Genomic DNA, 21408 nt, shown 5'->3' with positions numbered 1-21408 from the left:
GCCCCCGCGGGACGTCCGTGTCCCTTGCAGCCATCCGTCCGCCACAGCTTCCCACTCGACCCTGACGCGGCGGGAGGGTGGAGCCTCGGGTGGGCCCGAAGGGGGAGCCGGCCCGGAGGGGGAGTCCGCCCTGCGGTGGACTCCCCCTAGGGGTACCTCCGTACCAGGGCTCGGGGAGCGGTCGTTCCGCCGGAGGACGAGAAGGGCCACGGCCCGTCCCTAACCTGGTTCCACGCCGCGGGGGGCGGCCGTCCTCAGCTGTCGGGGTGGGGTTAACCCCCCGGGAAGACGGGCCCGAGCACCAGCGCGCCGGGCCCGTCCGCACCGACAGACTCATTGACGTACCCGGCAAGACCGCACCGGCAGGACCCGCCGACGGGGGCAGGACCGCACTGCCAAGGCACCGGTGCGTCCCGATAAGTGACCGACATAGGAGACATACCGTGACATCGGCTGTGACCATTCCCAGGCACGGGGGCACTGGAGGGCGTACGGCCGTTGCCGCGCGGGCGCGGCAGGTCGTCAAGGCGTACGGCTCCGGGGAGACCCGGGTCGTCGCCCTGGACCACGTCGACGTGGACATCGCCCGCGGCCGCTTCACCGCGATCATGGGCCCCTCGGGGTCCGGCAAGTCCACGCTGATGCACTGCCTCGCCGGACTCGACACCGTGACGGCAGGTCAGATCTTCCTGGACGAGACCGAGATCACCGGCCTGAAGGACAAGAAGCTCACCCAGCTGCGCCGGGACCGGATCGGCTTCATCTTCCAGGCGTTCAACCTGCTGCCGACGCTGAACGCGATAGAGAACATCACCCTCCCGATGGACATCGCCGGCCGCAAGCCCGACCGGGCCTGGCTGGACCGGGTCGTGGAGACCGTCGGGCTCGCCGGCCGGCTCAAGCACCGCCCCACCCAGCTCTCCGGCGGCCAGCAGCAGCGGGTGGCCGTGGCGCGCGCCCTCGCCGCCCGCCCCGAGATCATCTTCGGTGACGAGCCCACCGGAAACCTCGACTCGCGCGCGGGCGCCGAGGTCCTGGGCTTCCTGCGCCGCTCCGTCGACGAGCTGGGCCAGACCATCGTGATGGTCACCCACGACCCGGTGGCGGCCTCGTACGCCGACCGCGTGCTGTACCTGGCCGACGGCCGGATCGTCGACGAGATGCACCAGCCGACCGCCGACCAGGTCTTGGACCGTATGAAGGACTTCGACGCGCGGGGGCGTACGTCATGACCGTCCTGAAGACGTCGATGCGCAACTTCCTCGCGCACAAGGGACGCATGGCCCTGTCGGCCGTGGCGGTCCTGCTGTCGGTGGCCTTCGTCTGCGGGACGCTGGTCTTCACCGACACGATGAACACCACCTTCGACAAGCTGTTCGCGGCCACCTCCTCCGACGTCACGGTCAGCGCGAAGGACGCCTCGGACACCGGCGAGACCACCGCCGGCAACGGCAGGCCGCCGGTCGTACCGGCCGGCGCGCTCGGCGAGGTCCGCACGGCCCAGGGCGTGAAGTCCGCGGAGGGGACCGTCTTCTCGACGTCCGTGACGGTCGTCGACGCCGACAAGGACAGCCTGTCGCCCACCAGCGGCGGCCCCACCATCGTCGGCAGCTGGAACGGCAACGACGCCCGCACCATGGAGATCACCGACGGTGCGGCGCCCACGACGGCCGACCAGATCATGGTCGACGCGGACACCGCCGACAAGCACGGCCTGGAGCTCGGCGACGAGATCGGCGTGATCAGCGCGGTCGGCACGCACACCGCGAAGATCTCCGGCATCGCCGCCTTCCAGGTCACCAACCCCGGCGCGGCGATGTTCTACCTGGACTTGGAGACCGCGCAGAAGACCCTGGTCGGCGCGTCGGACGTCTACACGAACATCAACGTCACGGCCGCGGCCGGGGTGAGCGACGCGCAGCTGAAGAAGAACGTCACGGCCGCCCTCGGCGGCGGCTACAAGGTGCAGACCGCCAAGGAGACCTCCGACGCCAACCAGCAGAACGTCGGCGACTTCCTGAACGTGATGAAGTACGCGATGCTCGGCTTCGCCGGGATCGCCTTCCTCGTCGGCATCTTCCTGATCATCAACACCTTCTCGATGCTCGTCGCGCAGCGCACCCGCGAGATCGGCCTGATGCGGGCCATCGGCTCCAGCCGCCGGCAGGTCAACCGCTCGGTGCTCGCCGAGGCACTGCTGCTCGGAGTCGCCGGCTCGGTCCTCGGTGTCGGCGCGGGCGTCGGCATCGCCGTCGGCCTGATGAAGCTCATGGGCATGACCGGCATGAACCTGTCGACCGACGACCTGACGGTGGCCTGGACGACCCCGGTGATCGGCATGGTCCTCGGCGTGGTCGTCACCGTCCTCGCCGCCTACCTGCCCGCCCGCCGCGCCGGCAAGGTCTCCCCGATGGCCGCCCTGCGCGACGCGGGCGCCCCGGCCGACGCCAAGGCCGGCGTCGTACGCGCCGTCCTCGGAGTGCTGCTCACCGGCGCCGGCGTCTACGGCCTGTACCTGGCCACCGCCGCCGACGAGGCGGGCGAGGGCTCCCTCTGGCTCGGGCTGGGCGTGGTGCTGACCCTGATCGGCTTCGTGGTGATCGGCCCGCTGCTCGCCGGTGGCGTGGTCCGCGTCCTGGGGGCCGTCCTGCTGCGCGCCTTCGGCCCCGTCGGCCGGATGGCGGAACGCAACGCCCTGCGCAACCCGCGCCGCACCGGCGCCACCGGCGCCGCCCTGATGATCGGTCTCGCACTGGTCGCCTGCCTGTCGGTGGTCGGCTCCTCCATGGTCGCCTCGGCCACCGACCAGCTCGACAAGTCCGTCGGCACCGACTTCATCGTGCAGAGCGACAGCGGCCAGCTGATCACCCCGCAGGCGGTCCGGGCCGTGAAGTCCACGCCGGGCCTGGAGCGGGTCACCGAGTACAAGCTCCTCGACGCCGACCTGACCACCCCCGACGGCACGACCTCCAAGGGCGAGACGATCAACGCCGCGGACCCGTCCTACGCACAGGACGTGCGCACCGAGACGGTGGCCGGCGACCTCGCCGACGCCTACCGGGCCGACTCGATGTCCGTCTTCGAGGGCTTCGCCGAGGAACACGGCCTGAAGGTCGGCTCCCCCGTGAAGGTCGACTTCAAGGACGGGACGACGGCGACGCTGACGGTCCGCGCGATCACCAGCGACGAGGTCGTCATCGACAAGGGCGCCATGTACGCCTCCGTCGCGACGGTCGCCGAGTACGTGCCCGCCGACCGGATGCCGCTCGACGCGCTGGTCTTCGCCACGGCGGAGGAAGGGCGCCAGGACGCGGCGTACGCGTCCCTGAAGTCCGCGCTGCACGACTACCCGCAGTACATCGTCCGCGACCAGACCGACTACAAGGAGGCGCTGAAGGACCAGATCGGCCAGATGCTGAACCTGATCTACGGCCTGCTGGCCCTGGCGATCATCGTGGCCGTCCTCGGCGTGGTGAACACCCTGGCCCTGTCGGTGGTGGAACGCACCCGGGAGATCGGCCTGATGCGGGCGATCGGCCTGTCGAGGCGGCAGCTGCGCAGGATGATCCGCATGGAGTCGGTCGTCATCGCCCTCTTCGGTGCCCTCCTCGGCCTCGGCCTGGGCATGGGCTGGGGCGCCACCGCCCAGCAGCTCCTCGCCCTGGAGGGCCTGACCGTCCTCGACATCCCCTGGCCGACGATCATCGGCGTGTTCGTCGCCTCGGCCTTCGTGGGCCTCTTCGCGGCCCTGATCCCCGCCTTCCGGGCAGGCCGCATGAACGTCCTGAACGCGATCGCGACGGACTAGCCCCCCGCCGCGACGGGAGAGCCGGCGCCGAAGAGCCACGGGGGCTTTTCGGCGCCGGCTCCACGCGTCTAGGCGCCGCCCCGCCCTTCCGGGGTATCGCCCCCGCCCTTCCGGGGTATCGCCCCCGCCCTTCCGGGGCGCCGCCCCCGCCCTTCCGGGGCGTCACCCCAGCTCCCTCCGGGGCGTCACCCCAGCTCCCTCCGGGGCGTCACCCCAGCTCCCTCCGGGACTTCACCCCATTCCCCTCCGGGGCGTCACCCCAGCCTCTCCGGGGCATCGCCCCCGCCCGTCCCGGGCGTAGACCCAGCCCGTCCGGCGTTTGAGGACGAGGCCCGTTCAGGGCCGATCGGGGGTTTCAGGGGGCGGAGCCCCCTGAGGACGGACGGGACGGGAAGGGGCGGCGGGGGCGAGGAAAATCCGCCCCCGCCACCGCCCCGAGTCGTCCACAGCCCCCGTGTCATCCACAGCCCCCAGCACACCGCCCCGCCCCGTCGTACTCTGGACACCCCCGGCCCGTGACACGCGTCGGGCCCTTCGCGTTGCCCACCCCGGACCGGCGCACCCGGCGCCCGGTCCCTCGGACGGAAAGCCCTCCATGAGCCTGCACGGTCTGCTCGACGCCGTAGTCAAGGACACCGCCCTCGCGGAAGCGATCCCGGCCGCCGCCGACGGCAACCGCATGCACGTCGACCTGGTCGGCCCCCCGGCGGCCCGCCCCTTCGCGATCGCCGCCCTGGCCCGCGAGACCGGCCGCCCCGTCCTGGCGGTGACGGCGACCGGCCGCGAGGCCGAGGACCTGGCCGCGGCGCTGCGCTCACTGCTGCCCCCGGACGGCGTCGTGGAGTACCCCTCCTGGGAGACCCTCCCGCACGAGCGCCTCAGCCCCCGCAGCGACACCGTCGGCCGCCGCCTCGCCGTTCTGCGCCGCCTGTCCCACCCCAGCGCCGACGACCCCGAGACCGGCCCGGTCTCCGTCGTCGTGGCCCCCGTCCGCTCGGTGCTCCAGCCCCAGGTCAAAGGCCTCGGCGACCTGGAGCCCGTCGCGCTCAGGAGCGGCGGGACCGCCGACCTGAACGAGGTCGTCGAAGCCCTCGCCGCCGCCGCGTACGCGCGCGTGGAGCTGGTCGAGAAGCGCGGCGAGTTCGCCGTGCGCGGCGGCATCCTGGACGTGTTCCCGCCCACCGAGGAACACCCCCTGCGCATCGAGTTCTGGGGCGACGACGTCGAGGAGATCCGCTACTTCAAGGTCGCCGACCAGCGGTCGCTCGAAGTCGCCCCCCACGGCCTGTGGGCCCCGCCCTGCCGGGAACTGCTCCTCACCGACGACGTCCGCACGCGCGCGCGTGCCCTCGCCGAACAGCACCCCGAGCTGGGCGAGCTGCTCGGCAGGATCGCCGAGGGGATCGCGGTCGAGGGCATGGAGTCCCTGGCCCCGGTCCTGGTCGACGACATGGAGCTGCTGCTCGACGTGCTGCCCAAGGGCGCCATGGCCGTCGTGTGCGACCCGGAGCGGGTCCGCACGCGTGCCGCCGATCTCGTCGCCACCTCGCAGGAGTTCCTCCAGGCGTCCTGGGCCGCCACCGCGGGCGGCGGCGAGGCGCCCATCGACGTCGGCGCGGCCTCCCTGTGGTCCATCGCGGACGTGCGCGACCGCGCGCGCGAGCTGGACATGATGTGGTGGTCGGTGTCGCCGTTCGCCGCCGACCTGGAACTGGAGGCGGACACCCTCCAGCTCGGCATGCACGCCCCGGAGACCTACCGCGGCGACACGGCGAAGGCGCTCGCCGACACCAAGGGCTGGCTGGCCGACGGCTGGCGCGTCGTCTTCGTCACCGAGGGCCACGGCCCGGCGGCCCGCACCGTCGAGGTGCTCGGCGGCGAGGGCGTCGCGGCCCGCCTGGACACCGACCTCACCGAGCTGTCCCCGTCCCTCGTCCACGTCTCCTGCGGCTGCATCGACTACGGCTTCGTCGACCCGGTGCTCCGGCTCGCCGTCCTGACGGAGACCGACCTGTCGGGCCAGAAGGCGGCCGGCAAGGACGGCGCGCGCATGCCCGCGCGCCGTAGGAAGACCATCGACCCGCTCACCCTGGAGGCGGGCGACCACATCGTCCACGAGCAGCACGGCGTGGGCCGTTACATCGAGATGGTGCAGCGCACCGTGCAGGGCGCCACCCGCGAGTACCTGGTCGTGGAGTACGCGCCCGCCAAGCGCGGCCAGCCCGGCGACCGCCTCTACATCCCCACCGACCAGCTGGAACAGATCACCAAGTACGTCGGCGGCGAGGCACCCACCCTGCACCGCCTGGGCGGCGCCGACTGGACGAAGACCAAGGCGCGCGCGAAGAAGGCCGTCAAGGAGATCGCGGCCGACCTCATCAAGCTGTACAGCGCGCGGATGGCGGCTCCCGGGCACGCCTTCGGCACGGACACGCCCTGGCAGCGCGAGCTGGAGGACGCCTTCCCCTATGCGGAGACGCCCGACCAGCTCACCACCATCGCCGAGGTCAAGGACGACATGGAGAAGTCGGTCCCGATGGACCGGCTGATCTGCGGCGACGTCGGCTACGGCAAGACGGAGATCGCGGTCCGCGCCGCCTTCAAGGCCGTCCAGGACGGCAAGCAGGTGGCGGTGCTGGTGCCCACCACGCTGCTGGTGCAGCAGCACTTCGGCACGTTCAGCGACCGGTACGCGCAGTTCCCGGTGAACGTGCGGGCCCTGTCCCGCTTCCAGACCGACACGGAGGCGAAGGCGGTCCTGGAGGGGCTGCGCGAGGGTTCCGTGGACATCGTCATCGGCACCCACCGCCTGTTCTCCTCGGAGACCAAGTTCAAGGACCTGGGCCTGGTCATCGTCGACGAGGAGCAGCGCTTCGGCGTCGAGCACAAGGAGCAGCTGAAGAAGCTGCGGGCCAACGTCGACGTCCTGACGATGTCCGCCACGCCCATCCCGCGCACCCTGGAGATGGCGGTGACGGGCATCCGCGAGATGTCGACGATCACCACACCCCCGGAGGAGCGCCACCCGGTGCTCACCTTCGTCGGCCCGTACGAGGAGAAGCAGATCGGCGCCGCCATCCGCCGCGAACTGCTGCGCGAGGGCCAGGTCTTCTACATCCACAACCGGGTCGAGTCCATCGACCGCGCGGCCGCCCGTCTGCGCGAGTTCGTCCCCGAGGCGCGCATCGCCACCGCGCACGGCCAGATGTCGGAGGCGGCGCTGGAGAAGGTCGTCGTCGACTTCTGGGAGAAGCGGTTCGACGTGCTCGTCTCGACGACGATCGTCGAGTCCGGCATCGACATCTCCAACGCCAACACGTTGATCGTCGAGCGCGGCGACACCTTCGGCCTGTCCCAGCTGCACCAGCTGCGCGGCCGGGTCGGCCGGGGCCGGGAGCGCGGCTACGCGTACTTCCTCTACCCGCCGGAGAAGCCCCTGACGGAGACCGCCCACGAGCGTCTGGCCACCATCGCCCAGCACACCGAGATGGGCGCGGGCATGTACGTGGCGATGAAGGACCTGGAGATCCGCGGCGCGGGCAACCTGCTGGGCGGCGAGCAGTCCGGCCACATCGCGGGCGTCGGCTTCGACCTGTACGTCCGCATGGTCGGCGAGGCCGTCGCGGACTACCGGCGGCAGCTGGAGACCGGCGGCGTCGAGGAGGAGCCGCCGCTCGAGGTCAAGATCGAGCTGCCCGTCGACGCGCACGTCCCGCACGACTACGCGCCCGGCGAGCGCCTGCGCCTCCAGGCCTACCGTGCCATCGCCTCCGCCACCACGGAGGAGGACATCAAGGCCGTACGCGAGGAACTCGTCGACCGCTACGGCAAGCTGCCCGAGCCGGTGGAGAACCTGCTGCTGGTGGCCGGCCTGCGGATGCTGGCGCGGGCGTGCGAGGCCGGGGAGATCGTCCTCCAGGGCACCAACATCCGCTTCGCGCCCGTGGAGCTGCGGGAGTCGCAGGAGCTGCGGCTGAAGCGGCTCTACCCCGGCAGCGTCATCAAGTCCGCCGCCCACCAGGTCCTCGTGCCCCGCCCGAAGACCGCGAAGGTCGGCGGCAAGCCGTTGGTCGGGCGGGAACTGCTCGGGTGGGTCGGGGAGTTCCTGACGACGGTGCTGGGGTCGTAGGGGGGCCGGCTGTCCCGGGCGGCGCAGCCGGGCGTGGGGGAACCGGCGACCGAACGACAGGTCCTAGCCCTGCCGGAACAGCAGGCCCGACAGCGTTCGGAAGACCTCCTCGGGGTCCCGGCCGCCGATCGCCCCGTCGAGGTTGCTGCTCTGGAGCAGGGTCGCGAAGCCGTGGGCCAGTGACCAGGCGGCGACACCGGCGAGGCGGGCGTCGTCGCCCTGTTCCTCGGGGCGGACCCCGGCCACGGCCGTGCGCAGGGCGTCGGTGGCCAGGGCGCGCGCCGTGGTGAGCTCCAGGTCGTCGGTGCGCAGGAGGCCGGGGGCGAACATCACCTGGAAGTGCGCGGGGTGCTCGCGGGCGAAGCGGACGTAGCGCACGCCCGCGTCCTTCAGGTCGGTGGCCTCGTTGACGGTGGCCGCCAGCAGACCGAACCCCTCGGCGGCGATCGCCGTCAGCAGTCCGGTGCGGTCCTTGAAGTGGTGGGCCGGCGCCGCGTGCGAGACGCCTGCACGCCGGGCGAGGTCGCGCAGGCTCAGACCGGAGGGGCCGTCGGCGGCGATCACGTCGAGCGCGGCGGTGAGGACGGCACGGCGCAGGTCGCCGTGGTGATACGGGCGGTCGTTCATGGACAGCAGCGTACGCCGCATCTAGGCATTGACAAGTTCGCGGCGGCCCGGCAATCTTGGCAGTGTCAAGTTGTGGCGGAAGTCGAGCGGGACGACGGGGAGTTGTCATGTCCGAAAGCATGATGAGCCGGGTGGATTCCCGGGCGGCGGGGGAGCCGGAGGCGGGTCGCGAGGTGACCGGGGAGCCGGTGGTTCGGGCGCCGGCGGTTCGAGCGGATCAGGTGCGCCGCCTCTGGCACCTGCTGGAGCCTCTGCATGCGGTGCTGTACTTCGCGCCGGAAGTCCTCGGGGAGGCCGAGGCGCTCGGCTACTCCGCCGAGAACCGGTGGGCGAGCTACTTCCCGCTGCGCGCCGCGCCGATGGGGCCGGTCGGCAGCAGGGCGGTGGCCTCCGCCTTCTACAGCTTCCAGCCGGGCATGGTCGCCCGCTACACCGACGACGCCTGGCGGACCGCCTCTCCGGAAGCGGTCCTGGCGGCGCGGCTGCGCGGGATCGACCGGACCTACCGCGGCCTCTTCGGCGAGCGCCTCGCCGACCCCGGGCTGACGGAGGCCTCCGCCCTGGCCCGGCGTGCCGCCGAAGCGGCCGACCTGGCGGGACGCCCCCTCGCCGCCGCCAACGCCGCGCTGGTGTGGCCCGCCGAGCCCCACCTCCAGCTGTGGCAGGCGGCGACGATCCTGCGCGAACACCGTGGCGACGGCCATCTGGCCGCTCTGCTGACCGCGGAACTCGACCCCGTCGAGGCGCTGGTGTCGTTCGCCGCGACAGGCGCCGTGTCCGTGGAGCGGTTCGCCGGCCGCGGCTGGACGGCGGAGGAATGGACGGCGGCCCGGGAGCGCCTGCGGGCGCGGGGACTGGTCGACGCCGACGGAGTCGCCACCGAGGCGGGCCGGGACCTGCGCCGACGCGTCGAGCAGGACACCGACCGGCTCGCCCTCACGCCGTGGCAGGCCCTCGGAGCGCAGGACACCGAGCGGCTCGCCGTGCTCCTCGGTGACTACTGGGTCGCGGTCCTCGCCTCGGGACTGCTCCCCTCGGAGTCGACGCTGGGGATAGGGCAAGGCGTGACCGGCACGCTGTGACCGACGCCGGGGGCTGTCCTGAGGGCGAGGGCCCGGTGGGGCAGCGGCGCCGAGGGGGGCGAGGGGCGAAGGAAAAGGCCGGCGCGCCGGGCCGGCCCGCCGACCTCGGCCCACCGGTCCGGCGAGCCTAGGGCTGCTGTTCGGGTCGGTCGGGCCGGTCCTCGTCCATGCCGAGCCGTCGGTGCGCCTGCTGCTGTGCCGAGTCGATCTGGGACTCGTACTTGTTGCCCGTCTTCTCGTTGGCCTGCCGCTCCGCGGCGTCGGACATGTCCTTGGCCTTGTTCCGCCCTTGGTTCTTGAACCTGTCGAAGATGCCCATGCGGAGTTCCTTCCAGAGTTGACCCACTACCGACGATATGCGCGGTTTAGGCCATATGCCTACTGGAGCCCGGATGGTCTGTACCTCCCGGGCGCCCTCCCGTCCGTCCTCGCGCGCCCCCTCGCCTACGGTGTACGCGATCCCGGCCGGGGAAGCCGCCCGGTACGGGGTGCCGACGGTCGGGCAAGGGGAGGGGCGCGGGTGAGGCGTCTGAGGGGTGGGGCGGCGATCGCCGTCGTGACGGTGTGTTCGGTGGCCGGCTGCACCGACGCGACCACGGGTACCGGAACCGCCGGGCCGGGACCGACCGCGCGCGGGGGAGCGGCCCTGGCCGCCGCCGAGTCGCTGACGGTGAAGGGACGGGGTCCGAAGACGGGCTACGACCGCGACGAGTTCGGCAGCCCCTGGGCGGACACGGACTCCAACGACTGCGGCACCCGCGACGACATACTCAAACGCGACCTGGAGGAGGTGCGCTTCACCGGAGGCACCTGCAAGGTGTCCTACGGCGTCCTGGAGTCGGACCCGTACTCCGGCCAGGAGGTGACCTACCGGCGCGGCAGCAGCCAGGTCGACATCGACCACGTCGTCGCCCTCTCCGACGCCTGGCAGAAGGGCGCCCGGTCCTGGGACGCGAGCAAACGCATCGCCCTCGCCAACGACCCCCTCAACCTCCTCGCCGTCGACGCGAGCACCAACCGTTCCAAGGGGGACGGCGACACGGCGACGTGGCTGCCGCCCAACAAGGCGTACCGGTGCACGTACGTCGCGGCGCAGGTCGCCGTGAAGAAGAAGTACGAACTGTGGGTCACCGCGGCGGAGAAGGCCGCGATGGAGAAGGTCCTCTCCGGGTGCCCCGACCAGAAACTCCCCACGGGAGGCAACCCGACGAAGGCACCGGAACGCTTTCACGCGGACTGAGCCGGTCCAACGGACAGGACCGGACAGGACCGGACGGGACCGGCTGAACGGGCCGAGCACGTGCCAACGCCCGCGCCAAGGGCTTCACCGCCGCCTCGCCAAAGGAGCGGTGCCGCCGGACGCGACTGCCCTTCGACGGCCGGGGCGACGTCGAGGTCCCGGGCGCGCTCGTGCCGGTGCGGCTGTGAACTTGAGGGCGACTACGCGGTGTACGCGGAGCCCGACGTGTGGACGCGCCCCCCGCCCTGAGCGCCGCCCCGTCTAGCGCCCGTAGGGGTAGCCCTGCTGGTACGGATGCCCCTGCGGTGCCGGTGCCGCCGCGTACGCCATCGCCGGCCCCGCCAGCTTCTTGTCGAACACGGCGAACAGCAGCATCCACGCCGCGTTCAGCATCGTCACGATCATGGCGAGGCCCACGTACTCGCCCCCGTCCGTGCTGTCGTCCGTCGCCAGCCACGGCAGGGTCACGCACTCGTAGAGCGCGAACGAGGCGAAGGCGAACCAGTCCGAGGTCCGGCCGCGCCGGATCGCCACGTACAGGAACGGCACCCACACCAGGATGCCCAGCGAGCCCCACGCCAGGACCACCCAGGCGAGCCGCTGGAACCAGCCGCCCTCCAGCCTCTTCTCCGGACCCATCGCCGCCCCCATCGTCATGTCCGCCCCCCAAGTTGCCAGAGGGCAAGCGTAGGGCACGCCACCGCACGGCAGCCGGCGTCCGCCGCAGCCCGCCGGCCACCCCTGCGCGGGGGCGCGCGGAGCGGGGACGGGCGCGGCGGTGCCGTAAGCGGCGGTGAATCGTTGGTCGAATGGGTTGGCCACAGCCGCGCCACTGCCTACCATCGATCACCGCAAGACTTTGTGCACCGTCGCACAATCTCCTCGGGAGGCTTCCTTGCACAGCCGCCGTCGTCGCACCGCGCTCCTGCTGTCCGCCGCGATCGTCGCGGTCGGCCCCCTCCTCACCGCCTGCGGCAACGACGCGCACCCCGGCGCGGCGGCCGTGGTCGGAGGCCAGCGGATCACCGTCTCCCAACTGGAGAACCGGGTCGACGAGGTGCGCGCGGCCCAGCGCGCCGCGGTCACCGACGACGCGCAGTACGCGCAGGCCGTCGCCCAGACCGGCAGCCTCACCCGCGACACCCTGCACGGCATGGTCCTCGACCGGGTCCTGCACCGCGCCGCCGAGGACGCCGGTGTCACCGTCAGCCGCAAGGAGGTCCAGGCGATGCGAGCCGGCCTCGAACAGCAGGCGGGCGGCGCGCAGGGCCTGGAGATGACCTGGCTCCAGCAGTACGGCATCCCGCCGCAGCGCCTCGACGACAACCTCCGCCTCCAGCTCGAGGCCCAGAAACTCGCCGCGGCGCTCGGCACCGACACCAGCCAGCCCGCCTTCTGGAGCGCCCTGTCCAAGGCGTCCCAGGACCTCGGCGTCGACCTCAACCCGCGCTACGGCGACTGGGACGCGCGCAAGGTCAGCCGCGTCGACGCGAAGACGCCGTGGGTGCGGGAGGTCACCGCGGCCGGGAACCAGCAGACGACGTGACCCGGGAGGGGCGACCGGCCCGCACCCGCGGCGCTTCGGTCGCCCGGCCCGGCTACCGCGCACCTGCCCGCGCTCAGCCCTTTCCAGCCCCACCTCCCTCCAGCCCCTCCAGCCCCACCCCCTCCCTGTGGACAACCGCCCGGCCCCCTGTGGACAACCGGCCGCCCTGTCGGCGGCGTGGGTTACGTTCGGGGTGTGAACCCAACCAGCAGCTCCGCAGAGGCCGTGCAGGACGACGCCCCCGGCCGGGTCGTCCTGCTGACCACCAGCCACCGCGTCGCCCCCGGCCTGCTCTCCTGGCCCGCCTGGCAGGCGCTGCGCACGGCCGACCGCGTGCTGTGCGCGGACACCGCACATCCCCAGCTGCCGTACCTGCATGAGGCGGGCATACGGATCGAGGAGGTCTCCCCGACCGCCGAGGACCTGGTCACCGCCTCCACCGGCGGCCGCACGGTCGTCGTCGTGGCGGCCGGCGAGGGCGAACCGGCCCTGACGGACGGCCTGGCCCGGCTGGCGGGCTCCGGACGCGTCGCGATGCCGGAGCTGGAGCTGCTCCCCGCCTCCTACGACCTCCCCGGCGCCCGCCTCCTCGACCTCGTCCAGGTCATGGACCGCATCCGTGCCGAATGCCCCTGGTCCTCCCAGCAGACCCACAAGGGACTGGCGAAGTACGGCATCGAGGAGGCGTACGAACTCGTCGAGGCCATCGAGGACGGCGACCGCGACGAACTCCGCGAGGAACTGGGCGACGTCCTCCTCCAGGTCGTCTTCCACGCCCGCATCGCCGAGGAGGACGAGGAGTCCCCTTTCTCCGTCGACGACGTGGCGGGCACGATCGTCACCAAACTCGTCCACCGCCACCCGCACGTCTTCGGTGACGCCACTGCGACCACCCCCGAGGAGGTCAAGGAGCACTGGCTGCGCACCAAGGCGGTGGAGAAGCGCCGGGACTCGGTCACCGACGGCGTCCCCCTCCACCAGCCGGCCCTCGCCCTGGCGGCCAAGCTGGCATCCCGGGTGCGGTCGGCGGCCCTGGACGTGCCGGTGCCGCCCGCCGGGGGGATCGGCTACGAACTGCTCGCCCTGGCGGCGCGTGCCGAGGCGCAGGGAGTGGATCCGGAGGCGGCGCTCAGAGCGGCGGCGCGAACCTACCGGGACGCGATCCGTGCGGTCGAGGGCGTGGAGGATTAGTACGGTGGCGGGGTCTTGATTCCGTTGTGGGGCGGCACGGGGGGTCCGTATGGAGCCGGAGCAGGAGGAGGGGGCCGCCGGACGGGCGGCCGGTCCCGCGGGTGACCACGTCGACTTCCGCCACGCCACCTTCCACGCCCCCGTGATCGGGACCCAGTACACCTACGCGCCCCCGTCGCCCGCCCCCGTCGCCCCCGCCGACACCTGGCCCCGGCTGCGTGCCGTCCGCCGTCTCACCCTCGGCATACGCCCGGCCCGTCGCTTCGGCGAGGAGCCGCCGCTGCCGCCGTACGTGCGCCGTGACGTGGACGACGCGCTCGACCGGATCGTCAGGGACCGGCTGCGCACCGGCGGACTGGCCGTGGTCACCGGGGAGGCGCTCTCGGGCAAGTCGAGGACCGCCTGGGCGGCACTGCGCCGCGCCGGCGGCGCCGGGGCGCGCGTCCACATCGCCCAGCCGGGCGCGGACCTGCGCGGACTGCCCGCCGCCCTGCGCGGCCGCGACCGCTCCTGCCACCACGTCCTCTGGCTGGACGACCTCGAAGGCCACCTCGGCGCCGAGGGACTGACGGCGGGCCTGCTGGCGGAGTGCGTGCACGAGAGCGTCCTCGTCCTGGCGACGATGCGCGACGACGCGTACGACGCCCACCGCTTCGGGGACGGGCCGACCGCCCGTGTGCTGAGCGGGGCGCCCACGGCCGGGCTGTCGTGCCGGTGGAGCGCGGCCGAACTGACGCGCCTGGCCGGGGCCGCCGACCCGCGCCTGGCGGACGCACGGCGGTACCGGGGCGCCCTCGGCGTCACCCGGTTCCTCGCGGTGGGCCCGGAGCTGTGGGAGGAGTGGCGGCGGGCCGGACGGCCGGGGGCACAGCCGGGCGGACACCTGCTGGTGCGCCTCGCCGTCGACCTGGCCCGCTGCGGGCTCACGGCGGCCGTGCCCCTGGCGGAGTTCGAGCGACGGACGGCACGGTCCTTCCCCGCGTCCGACCTGGACTGGGCGGCCAGGCCCCGGCTCGGCGTCGTCGGCCTGCTGGTCCGGGGGGAGCAGGCCGGGACCTGGCGGGCGAGCGGCCCCCTGGTCGCGGACGCCCTGCGCTCCTCCGAGCTGCCGCCCCCGGGACCCGACCTGTGGTCGTTCGCCGCCGAGACGGCCCAGGAGCACGGCCCGGACGACTTCGACGCGGTGGTCCGGGCGGGCCGGGCCGCGCTGCGCGAGTGGGCGGAGGCGGACGACGAGTACGCGGTGTGGTCCCTCGCCGACCTCGCGGCCCTGGCCGGGGACGACACCGACGCCCGGTTCTGGTACCGGAGACTCGCGGAGCTCGTCCCGAGGCTGGCCCAGCCCTTCGCCGAGTACCTCCTGGGACGGGGCGAGGACGACGAAGCCGTCCACTACCTCATGAAGGCGGCCGGGGCCGGTCACGAGCGTGCCGTGCACGACCTCGGCCCGCTCCTCCTCGCCCGGGCCGAACACTGGCTCGCCCGCTCCGCCGAAGCCGGTTCGACGTCCGCCGCCGCGCAGCTCACCGCCCTCCGCGCAGCCCTCGACGGGGACCGGGCTACCGTCGAGGAGTGACCGACCAGCCCCGCCGCGACACCGACACCCCACCCCGCAGCGACCCCGACACCCCACCGGCCCCCGAGCTCTTCACCTGGGAGTTCGCCACCGACCCCTACCCCGCCTACGCCTGGCTGCGCGAGCACGCCCCCGTGCACCGCACCACGCTCCCCAGCGGAGTGGAGGCCTGGCTGGTCACCCGGTACGCGGACGCCAAGCAGGCCCTCGCCGACCAGCGGCTGTCGAAGAACCCCGCACACCACGACGAGCCCGAGCACGCCAAGGGCAGGACCGGCATCCCCGGCGAGCGCAAGGCCGAGCTGATGACGCATCTGCTGAACATCGACCCGCCGGACCACACCCGGCTGCGGCGCCTGGTCAGCAAGGCGTTCACCCCCCGCCGCGTCGCCGAGTTCGCGCCCCGCGTCCAGGAGCTGACCGACCGGCTCATCGACCGGTTCGCCGCCCGGGGGACCGCCGACCTCATCCACGACTTCGCCTTCCCCCTCCCCATCTACGCCATCTGCGACCTGCTGGGCGTCCCCAGGGAGGACCAGGACGACTTCCGCGACTGGGCCGGGATGATGATCCGGCACGGCGGCGGACCGCGCGGCGGTGTCGCACGGTCGGTGAAGAAGATGCGCGGCTACCTGTCCGAGCTCATCCACCGCAAGCGCGAGGCCCTCCCCGCCGAACCGACCCCCGGCGAGGACCTCATCTCCGGCCTCATCCGCGCCTCCGACCACGGTGAGCACCTCACCGAGAACGAGGCCGCCGCCATGGCCTTCATCCTGCTGTTCGCCGGTTTCGAGACCACCGTCAACCTCATCGGCAACGGCACCTACGCGCTGCTCACCCACCCCGGCCAGCGCCGACGGCTCCAGAACTCCCTGGCCGCCGGCGACCCCGGCCTGCTGGAGACCGGCATCGAGGAACTCCTGCGCTTCGACGGCCCCGTGGAGCTCGCCACCTGGCGCTTCGCCACCCACCCGCTCACCATCGGCGGCCAGGACATCGCACCCGGCGACCCCGTCCTCGTCGTCCTCGCGGCCGCCGACCGCGACCCGGAGCGCTTCACCGACCCCGACACGCTGGACCTCTCCCGCCGCGACAACCAGCACCTCGGCTACGGCCACGGCATCCACTACTGCCTGGGCGCCCCGCTCGCCCGGCTGGAGGGCCGGACCGCGCTCGCCACCCTCCTCACCCGGCTGCCCGACCTGCGCCTCGCGGCGGACCCGGCCGACCTGAGGTGGCGCGGCGGTCTCATCATGCGCGGACTGCGCACCCTCCCCGTGGAGTTCACGCCCCCGCACCCCGGTGAGCGACGCACGCACCCCGGTGAGCGACGTACGCACCCCGGTGAGCGACGTACGCACCCCGGCGAGTGACGCACGCGCCTCGGCGAGTGACGCACGCCCCCTGACCACCACCCACACCCCGCAGCCGTCCGCTGACCGACCGTCATGTGAGGGAGTCGCGAAGCGGAAGTGTCGGCTTCTCGACTCTGTGATCTTCACGTGATCCGCGCGGCATTAACTTGTGACAAGTGATCGTGTGCCGATACGTTCACTCGTCAGCGCGGCGCCTCGGCACCACCCGTCGCGCGGGTCAATGCTGTCTCGAGAAAGGCCCCCCGCATGCTCACCGGGAACGGTCGTCATCGTCGCCCCCGCCAGGCCCCGGCCCTCCTCGTCGCGGCCGGTGTGACCGGCTCGGCCATCGCCATCCCGCTGCTCGGCGCCACCGGCGCGAGCGCCGCGGACAACACGGTGTGGGACACGGTGGCGGAGTGCGAGACCGGGGGCTCCTGGAGCGCCGACGAGGGCGGCGGTGAGTACGGCGGCCTGTCCCTGACCCAGGAGAACTGGGAGGCGTACGGCGGGCTCGACTACGCCCCGCGCCCGGACCTGGCCAGCCGCAACCAGCAGATATCCGTCGCCCAGAAGGTCCTCGCGGACCAGGGTGTCGGCGCGTGGGGCACGTGCGGGCTGACGTCCGGTCTGAGCGCGGACTCCGGCTCGGCGGACCTGGACACCGGCGTGGCCGAGGATTCGTCCGACTCCTCCGTGACGTCCGGCTTGTCCGACCTGTCCAAGGGGTCGTCCGACTCGTCGGATTCCTCCGGCTCCTCCTCCAAGTCCTCCGACTCCTCCGACTCCTCCGACTCCTCCGACTCCTCCGGCTCCTCGGCGGATTCCGGCGAGGGCGCCACCGACGCGGCCACCGGATCCGCCACGGATTCCCCGGAAGCGTCCGCATCGTCCCCTTCTTCCTCTTCCTCCTCCGCGTCGGACACGTCCGCCACGTCCGACACGTCCACCGGGTCCGGTGCGAGCGGCTCCGCGGCGGGCGGCGGCTCGTCCAGCGCGGCCCCGGAGGCGGACGCCTCGGGCAACCCGACCCAGGACGTGGGCGCTTGGAGCTTGGTCGACACCGGTTCGGCCGACGCGGTGTCCAGCGGCACCACGTCCGACGGCACCGCGTCCGACGGCTCGGGCCGCCACCGCGGCGGTACCGCCGACGAGAGCGCGGCCGACGGCACCACCACCGCCTCCTCCGGCCGGCACGCCGCCGACACCCTCAGCGGAACGGCGGCGACCTACACCGTCCAGGCGGGCGACTCCCTCGTCACCATCGCCGACTCCCTTGGCCTCGAAGGCGGATGGCGTGCGCTCTATGCCGAGAACAAGGACGTCATCGGCGCCGACCCGAGCAACATCGTGCCCGGTCAGACGCTTGCGACAGGGGCCGAATAGGGCGTAAAAGCCGTGAAAACGGGGGGAGTTCGCGTCACGCTTCGCGTCGAATGTCCGGTTCGGCGAAAGTGTGGGATGAGTCTCAGAAGCCCTGATCGTCTTTGAAATTCCCCCGATCGCCTGCCTACGGTCATGACCGCTCGGCAATCCGAGCCCCGGCCGTCGCAACGCCGAATCCTGCCAGCGGCCACCCGGGAACAGTCGTCGCGTCAAGCGCCGCAGGCAGGAGCGGGGGACCCAAGGTAAGTGCCGCACCGGGTGGTTGACGGACGCGGCTAGGGGTGAAGCCACGCCTCCCGGAGAGGAGTGGCCGGGCAACTCAACCGGCCCGAACCCGACAGCTCACCTCGCAGGCGTCGGTGAGGGGATCGATCCATGCTGTTTTCCGGCAAGGGCAAGCACCGTCGTCCGTCCAAGGCCACCCGCGCCATCGCCGTCGCGGGTGTCACCGGCGCCGCCGTCGCCGTCCCGCTGATGGCGGCCGGCAACGCCTCCGCCGCCACCGCCTCCGAGTGGGACGCGGTCGCCCAGTGCGAGTCCGGCGGCAACTGGTCCATCAATACCGGCAACGGCTACTACGGCGGCCTCCAGTTCTCCGCCTCCACCTGGGCCGCGAACGGCGGCACGCAGTACGCCGCCACCGCCGACAAGGCCACCAAGTCCCAGCAGATCCAGGTCGCCGAGAAGGTCCTCGCGAGCCAGGGCAAGGGCGCCTGGCCGGTCTGCGGCAAGGGCCTGTCCGGCGCCGCCTACACCGGCTCCTCCTCGTCCGACTCCTCGGCCGGCTCCTCCAGCGGTTCTTCCGGCGGCTCTTCCGCGGGCTCCTCCGCCGGTTCCACCTCCAGCGGCTCCGGCTCCTCGGACTCCGGCACCACCAGCCGTTCGACCGAGCAGCAGAGCGCCTCCCGCTCCGCCGAGCGCCCGGCCGCCCAGAGCCAGGAGACGGTCACCACCCCGACCGGTCAGAAGGTCGAGAAGGGCGACGGCGAGTACAAGGTGGTCACCGGCGACACCCTCAGCTCCATCGCCCAGGAGCAGGACGTCGCGGGCGGCTGGGAGAAGCTGTTCCAGCTCAACAAGGACATCGTCGACGACGCCGACCTCATCTACCCGGGCCAGCAGCTACACCTGAAGTGACACCTGGCTCCCAGGGCGGCCACAGCTCCCGCACAGGCGTGGTCCGCACACTGAAGACCTCGTGAGGGTCCCCCCCGTCCCCGCGAGCGCCCCGCCCCGGCGCGCGTTCCCCCGTACGCGCCGGGGCGGGGCATTTCTTTGCCCGCCCGCCATCCGCCTGTTGGTCACCCTCTTTGTTCCGGGCGGGAACAATGTGTACCGTCAGCCTGTCCACGGGGCGGTCGGTCGGCTGTCGGCGGCCCCGGGACGGTTAGGCTCTAGTCGCAAGGCCACATCAAGGGATCAACAAGGGCCGCCCGCGGCCCACGTGCCCCGCACAACCAGCGTCACATCCCACTAAGGAGATGCTCGTGCCGTCCATCGACGTCGTCGTAGCCCGGGAAATCCTGGACTCCCGAGGCAACCCCACGGTCGAGGTCGAGGTCGGCCTCGACGACGGCAGCACGGGTCGTGCCGCCGTCCCGTCCGGCGCCTCCACCGGCGCCTTCGAGGCCATCGAGCTCCGCGACGGCGACCCGAACCGCTACCAGGGCAAGGGCGTCGAGAAGGCCGTCCTCGCCGTCATCGAGCAGATCGGCCCGGAACTGGTCGGCTACGACGCCACCGAGCAGCGCCTGATCGACCAGGCGATGTTCGACCTGGACGCCACCGACAACAAGGGCTCCCTCGGCGCCAACGCCATCCTCGGCGTCTCCCTCGCCGTCGCCCACGCCGCCTCCGAGGCCAGCGACCTGCCCCTCTTCCGCTACCTGGGCGGCCCGAACGCGCACCTGCTGCCGGTGCCGATGATGAACATCCTGAACGGCGGCTCGCACGCCGACTCCAACGTGGACATCCAGGAGTTCATGATCGCCCCCATCGGCGCGGAGTCCTTCTCCGAGGCCCTGCGCTGGGGCACCGAGGTCTACCACACCCTGAAGAAGGTCCTGAAGAGCAAGGGCCTGTCCACCGGCCTCGGCGACGAGGGCGGCTTCGCCCCGAACCTCGGCTCCAACCGCGAGGCCCTCGACCTCATCCTCGAGGCGATCAAGGAGGCCGGCTACACCCCCGGCGAGCAGATCGCCCTGGCGCTCGACGTCGCCGCGTCCGAGTTCTACAAGGACGGCTCCTACACCTTCGAGGGCAAGGAGCGCACGGCCGCCGAGATGACCGAGTACTACGCCGAGCTCGTCGAGGCGTACCCGCTCGTCTCCATCGAGGACCCGCTGTTCGAGGACGACTGGGAGGGCTGGAAGACCATCACCGCCAAGCTCGGTGACAAGGTCCAGCTCGTCGGCGACGACCTGTTCGTCACCAACCCCGAGCGCCTCGCCCGCGGTATCGAGGAGGGTGCCGCCAACGCGCTGCTCGTGAAGGTGAACCAGATCGGTTCGCTCACCGAGACCCTCGACGCCGTCGAGCTGGCCCAGCGCAACGGCTTCAAGTGCATGATGTCCCACCGCTCCGGCGAGACCGAGGACGTCACCATCGCCGACCTGGCCGTCGCCACCAACTGCGGCCAGATCAAGACCGGCGCCCCGGCCCGCTCCGAGCGCGTCGCCAAGTACAACCAGCTGCTGCGCATCGAGGAGATCCTCGACGACGCCGCGGTGTACGCCGGCCGCAGCGCCTTCCCGCGCTTCCGCGAGGTCTCCAAGGGCTGACCCGCCCCCGGGTGAGGCTCAGCCAGTCGTACGTACGTCCCCGTACTCGGTCCCGTACCGTGTCCGGGGACGTACGTACGTGTGAGACGGGAGGCGGCAACAGGTGGCCGTGAAGGACCGGGACCGTTTCTCGACCGCGACCAGGATCCGGCAGCTCGGTGAGCAGACGGCGGCCCGCGTCTACCGTTCCCAGACCAAACGGCAGGCCCGCCGCTCGCGCCTCACCGGCCGGGCGGCGCTGCTCGCGCTCGTGCTGTGCTCGATGATCGTCGCCCTGGCCTACCCCATGCGGCAGTACGTCTCGCAGCGCGCCGACATCGCCGATCTGGAGCGCGAGAAGGAACAGGCCAGGCAACGGGTGGAAGAACTGCGCGACCTCAAGGCACGCTGGCAGGACGACGCGTACGCCGAGCAGCAGATCCGGGAGCGGCTGCACTACGTCATGCCGGGGGAGACCGGCTTCATCGTCATCGACCCGGCCGCCGCCCGGCAGACCCGCGCCGACCTGGGGGCCGCCGACCGCCCCTGGTACACGAACGTCTGGGACGGCGTCGACCGGTCCGACGCCTCCCACCGGTGACGACCCCGTGAGCCCTTGTGAGACCGGTGAGGTCCGTGAGCCTTGTGAGACCCGTGAACCGTGAGGCCCCGTGAGACCCTGCGGAGCGCGAGCCGCGAGCCGCGAGCC

Annotated in this window: 16 protein-coding genes and 1 riboswitch; of the genes, 13 read left to right on the top strand and 3 right to left on the bottom strand. The window is 72.3% G+C overall.

Features of this window, described 5'->3' with window-relative positions; all coding sequences use genetic code 11:
• Positions 1 to 443 precede the first annotated feature (443 nt).
• The 3 genes from ACIP67_RS25490 to mfd all read left to right on the top strand — a co-directional run bounded on the left by ACIP67_RS25490 (position 444) and on the right by mfd (position 7937).
• Positions 444 to 1232: an ABC transporter ATP-binding protein gene (locus ACIP67_RS25490; protein ID WP_401694932.1), complete on the top strand. Its 789-nt coding sequence runs from the start codon at positions 444 to 446 to the stop codon at positions 1230 to 1232.
• Complete coding sequence (locus ACIP67_RS25485; protein WP_401694930.1) at positions 1229 to 3808, top strand: ABC transporter permease; 2580 nt, start codon at positions 1229 to 1231, stop codon at positions 3806 to 3808. Before ACIP67_RS25490 ends, ACIP67_RS25485 begins: the two co-directional genes overlap by 4 nt.
• A 595-nt stretch (positions 3809 to 4403) precedes the next feature.
• Entirely contained in the window at positions 4404 to 7937 is a 3534-nt protein-coding gene (gene mfd / locus ACIP67_RS25480; RefSeq protein WP_401694928.1) for a transcription-repair coupling factor, read from the top strand.
• Between the two features lie 63 nt (positions 7938 to 8000).
• Here mfd and ACIP67_RS25475 read toward each other — a convergent pair whose 3' ends face one another.
• Positions 8001 to 8564: a TetR/AcrR family transcriptional regulator gene (locus ACIP67_RS25475; protein WP_401694926.1), complete on the bottom strand. Its 564-nt coding sequence runs from the start codon at positions 8562 to 8564 to the stop codon at positions 8001 to 8003.
• Positions 8565 to 8671: 107 nt separating this feature from the next.
• Between ACIP67_RS25475 and ACIP67_RS25470 the strand changes: the two genes are divergently transcribed.
• Positions 8672 to 9646, top strand: coding sequence for a hypothetical protein (locus ACIP67_RS25470; protein ID WP_401694924.1), 975 nt, complete (start codon positions 8672 to 8674; stop codon positions 9644 to 9646).
• A gap of 127 nt (positions 9647 to 9773) precedes the next feature.
• On the opposite strand, the gene ACIP67_RS25465 is transcribed toward ACIP67_RS25470, so the two are convergent.
• On the bottom strand, positions 9774 to 9965 hold the full coding sequence (locus ACIP67_RS25465) for an antitoxin (protein ID WP_389522190.1): 192 nt from the start codon (positions 9963 to 9965) through the stop codon (positions 9774 to 9776).
• Between the two features lie 201 nt (positions 9966 to 10166).
• Between ACIP67_RS25465 and ACIP67_RS25460 the strand changes: the two genes are divergently transcribed.
• Entirely contained in the window at positions 10167 to 10886 is a 720-nt protein-coding gene (locus tag ACIP67_RS25460; RefSeq protein WP_401694921.1) for an HNH endonuclease family protein, read from the top strand.
• Between the two features lie 261 nt (positions 10887 to 11147).
• Here the strand turns inward: ACIP67_RS25460 and ACIP67_RS25455 are convergent, their stop codons facing one another.
• Positions 11148 to 11543 (bottom strand): hypothetical protein, encoded by a 396-nt coding sequence (locus tag ACIP67_RS25455; RefSeq protein ID WP_401694919.1) that lies wholly within the window; start codon positions 11541 to 11543, stop codon positions 11148 to 11150.
• Positions 11544 to 11781: 238 nt separating this feature from the next.
• On the opposite strand from ACIP67_RS25455, the gene ACIP67_RS25450 reads away from it, so the two are divergent.
• The 8 genes from ACIP67_RS25450 (at position 11782) to ACIP67_RS25415 (ending at position 21300) form a co-directional block, all read left to right on the top strand.
• Complete coding sequence (locus ACIP67_RS25450) at positions 11782 to 12432, top strand: SurA N-terminal domain-containing protein (protein ID WP_401694917.1); 651 nt, start codon at positions 11782 to 11784, stop codon at positions 12430 to 12432.
• A gap of 195 nt (positions 12433 to 12627) precedes the next feature.
• Positions 12628 to 13623 carry a nucleoside triphosphate pyrophosphohydrolase gene (locus ACIP67_RS25445; protein ID WP_401694915.1) on the top strand — a complete coding sequence of 332 codons (996 nt, stop codon included), beginning with the start codon at positions 12628 to 12630 and terminating at the stop codon, positions 13621 to 13623.
• Between the two features lie 49 nt (positions 13624 to 13672).
• Complete coding sequence (locus ACIP67_RS25440; RefSeq protein ID WP_401694913.1) at positions 13673 to 15199, top strand: sel1 repeat family protein; 1527 nt, start codon at positions 13673 to 13675, stop codon at positions 15197 to 15199.
• Entirely contained in the window at positions 15196 to 16572 is a 1377-nt protein-coding gene (locus ACIP67_RS25435) for a cytochrome P450 (protein ID WP_401694911.1), read from the top strand. The genes ACIP67_RS25440 and ACIP67_RS25435 overlap by 4 nt, the downstream gene beginning before the upstream one ends.
• 249 nt (positions 16573 to 16821) lie before the next feature.
• Complete coding sequence (locus tag ACIP67_RS25430) at positions 16822 to 17940, top strand: transglycosylase family protein (RefSeq protein WP_401694909.1); 1119 nt, start codon at positions 16822 to 16824, stop codon at positions 17938 to 17940.
• 204 nt (positions 17941 to 18144) lie between these two features.
• A riboswitch (cyclic di-AMP (ydaO/yuaA leader) is annotated at positions 18145 to 18311 on the top strand.
• A gap of 4 nt (positions 18312 to 18315) precedes the next feature.
• Positions 18316 to 19077, top strand: coding sequence for a transglycosylase family protein (locus ACIP67_RS25425; RefSeq protein ID WP_401694907.1), 762 nt, complete (start codon positions 18316 to 18318; stop codon positions 19075 to 19077).
• Between the two features lie 350 nt (positions 19078 to 19427).
• Entirely contained in the window at positions 19428 to 20720 is a 1293-nt protein-coding gene (gene eno, locus ACIP67_RS25420; RefSeq protein ID WP_401694905.1) for a phosphopyruvate hydratase, read from the top strand.
• Between the two features lie 103 nt (positions 20721 to 20823).
• Entirely contained in the window at positions 20824 to 21300 is a 477-nt protein-coding gene (locus tag ACIP67_RS25415) for a septum formation initiator family protein (protein ID WP_401694903.1), read from the top strand.
• Positions 21301 to 21408: the final 108 nt, after the last annotated feature.

The sequence above is a fragment of the Streptomyces sp. NPDC088812 genome (assembly GCF_044750285.1).
GTDB lineage: Bacteria > Actinomycetota > Actinomycetes > Streptomycetales > Streptomycetaceae > Streptomyces.
This window is presented reverse-complemented; position numbering and strand designations above follow the sequence as displayed.

Excerpts from the sequence above, each read along its gene's own strand:
- mfd (WP_401694928.1), top strand. The coding sequence starts at position 4,404 with ATGAGCCTGCACGGTCTGCTCGACGCCGTAGTCAAGGACACCGCCCTC.
- ACIP67_RS25425 (WP_401694907.1), top strand. The coding sequence starts at position 18,316 with ATGCTGTTTTCCGGCAAGGGCAAGCACCGTCGTCCGTCCAAGGCCACC.
- ACIP67_RS25455 (WP_401694919.1), bottom strand. The coding sequence starts at position 11,543 with ATGACGATGGGGGCGGCGATGGGTCCGGAGAAGAGGCTGGAGGGCGGC.
- ACIP67_RS25475 (WP_401694926.1), bottom strand. The coding sequence starts at position 8,564 with ATGAACGACCGCCCGTATCACCACGGCGACCTGCGCCGTGCCGTCCTC.
- ACIP67_RS25470 (WP_401694924.1), top strand. The coding sequence starts at position 8,672 with ATGTCCGAAAGCATGATGAGCCGGGTGGATTCCCGGGCGGCGGGGGAG.
- ACIP67_RS25485 (WP_401694930.1), top strand. The coding sequence starts at position 1,229 with ATGACCGTCCTGAAGACGTCGATGCGCAACTTCCTCGCGCACAAGGGA.
- ACIP67_RS25440 (WP_401694913.1), top strand. The coding sequence starts at position 13,673 with ATGGAGCCGGAGCAGGAGGAGGGGGCCGCCGGACGGGCGGCCGGTCCC.
- ACIP67_RS25430 (WP_401694909.1), top strand. The coding sequence starts at position 16,822 with ATGCTCACCGGGAACGGTCGTCATCGTCGCCCCCGCCAGGCCCCGGCC.
- ACIP67_RS25465 (WP_389522190.1), bottom strand. The coding sequence starts at position 9,965 with ATGGGCATCTTCGACAGGTTCAAGAACCAAGGGCGGAACAAGGCCAAG.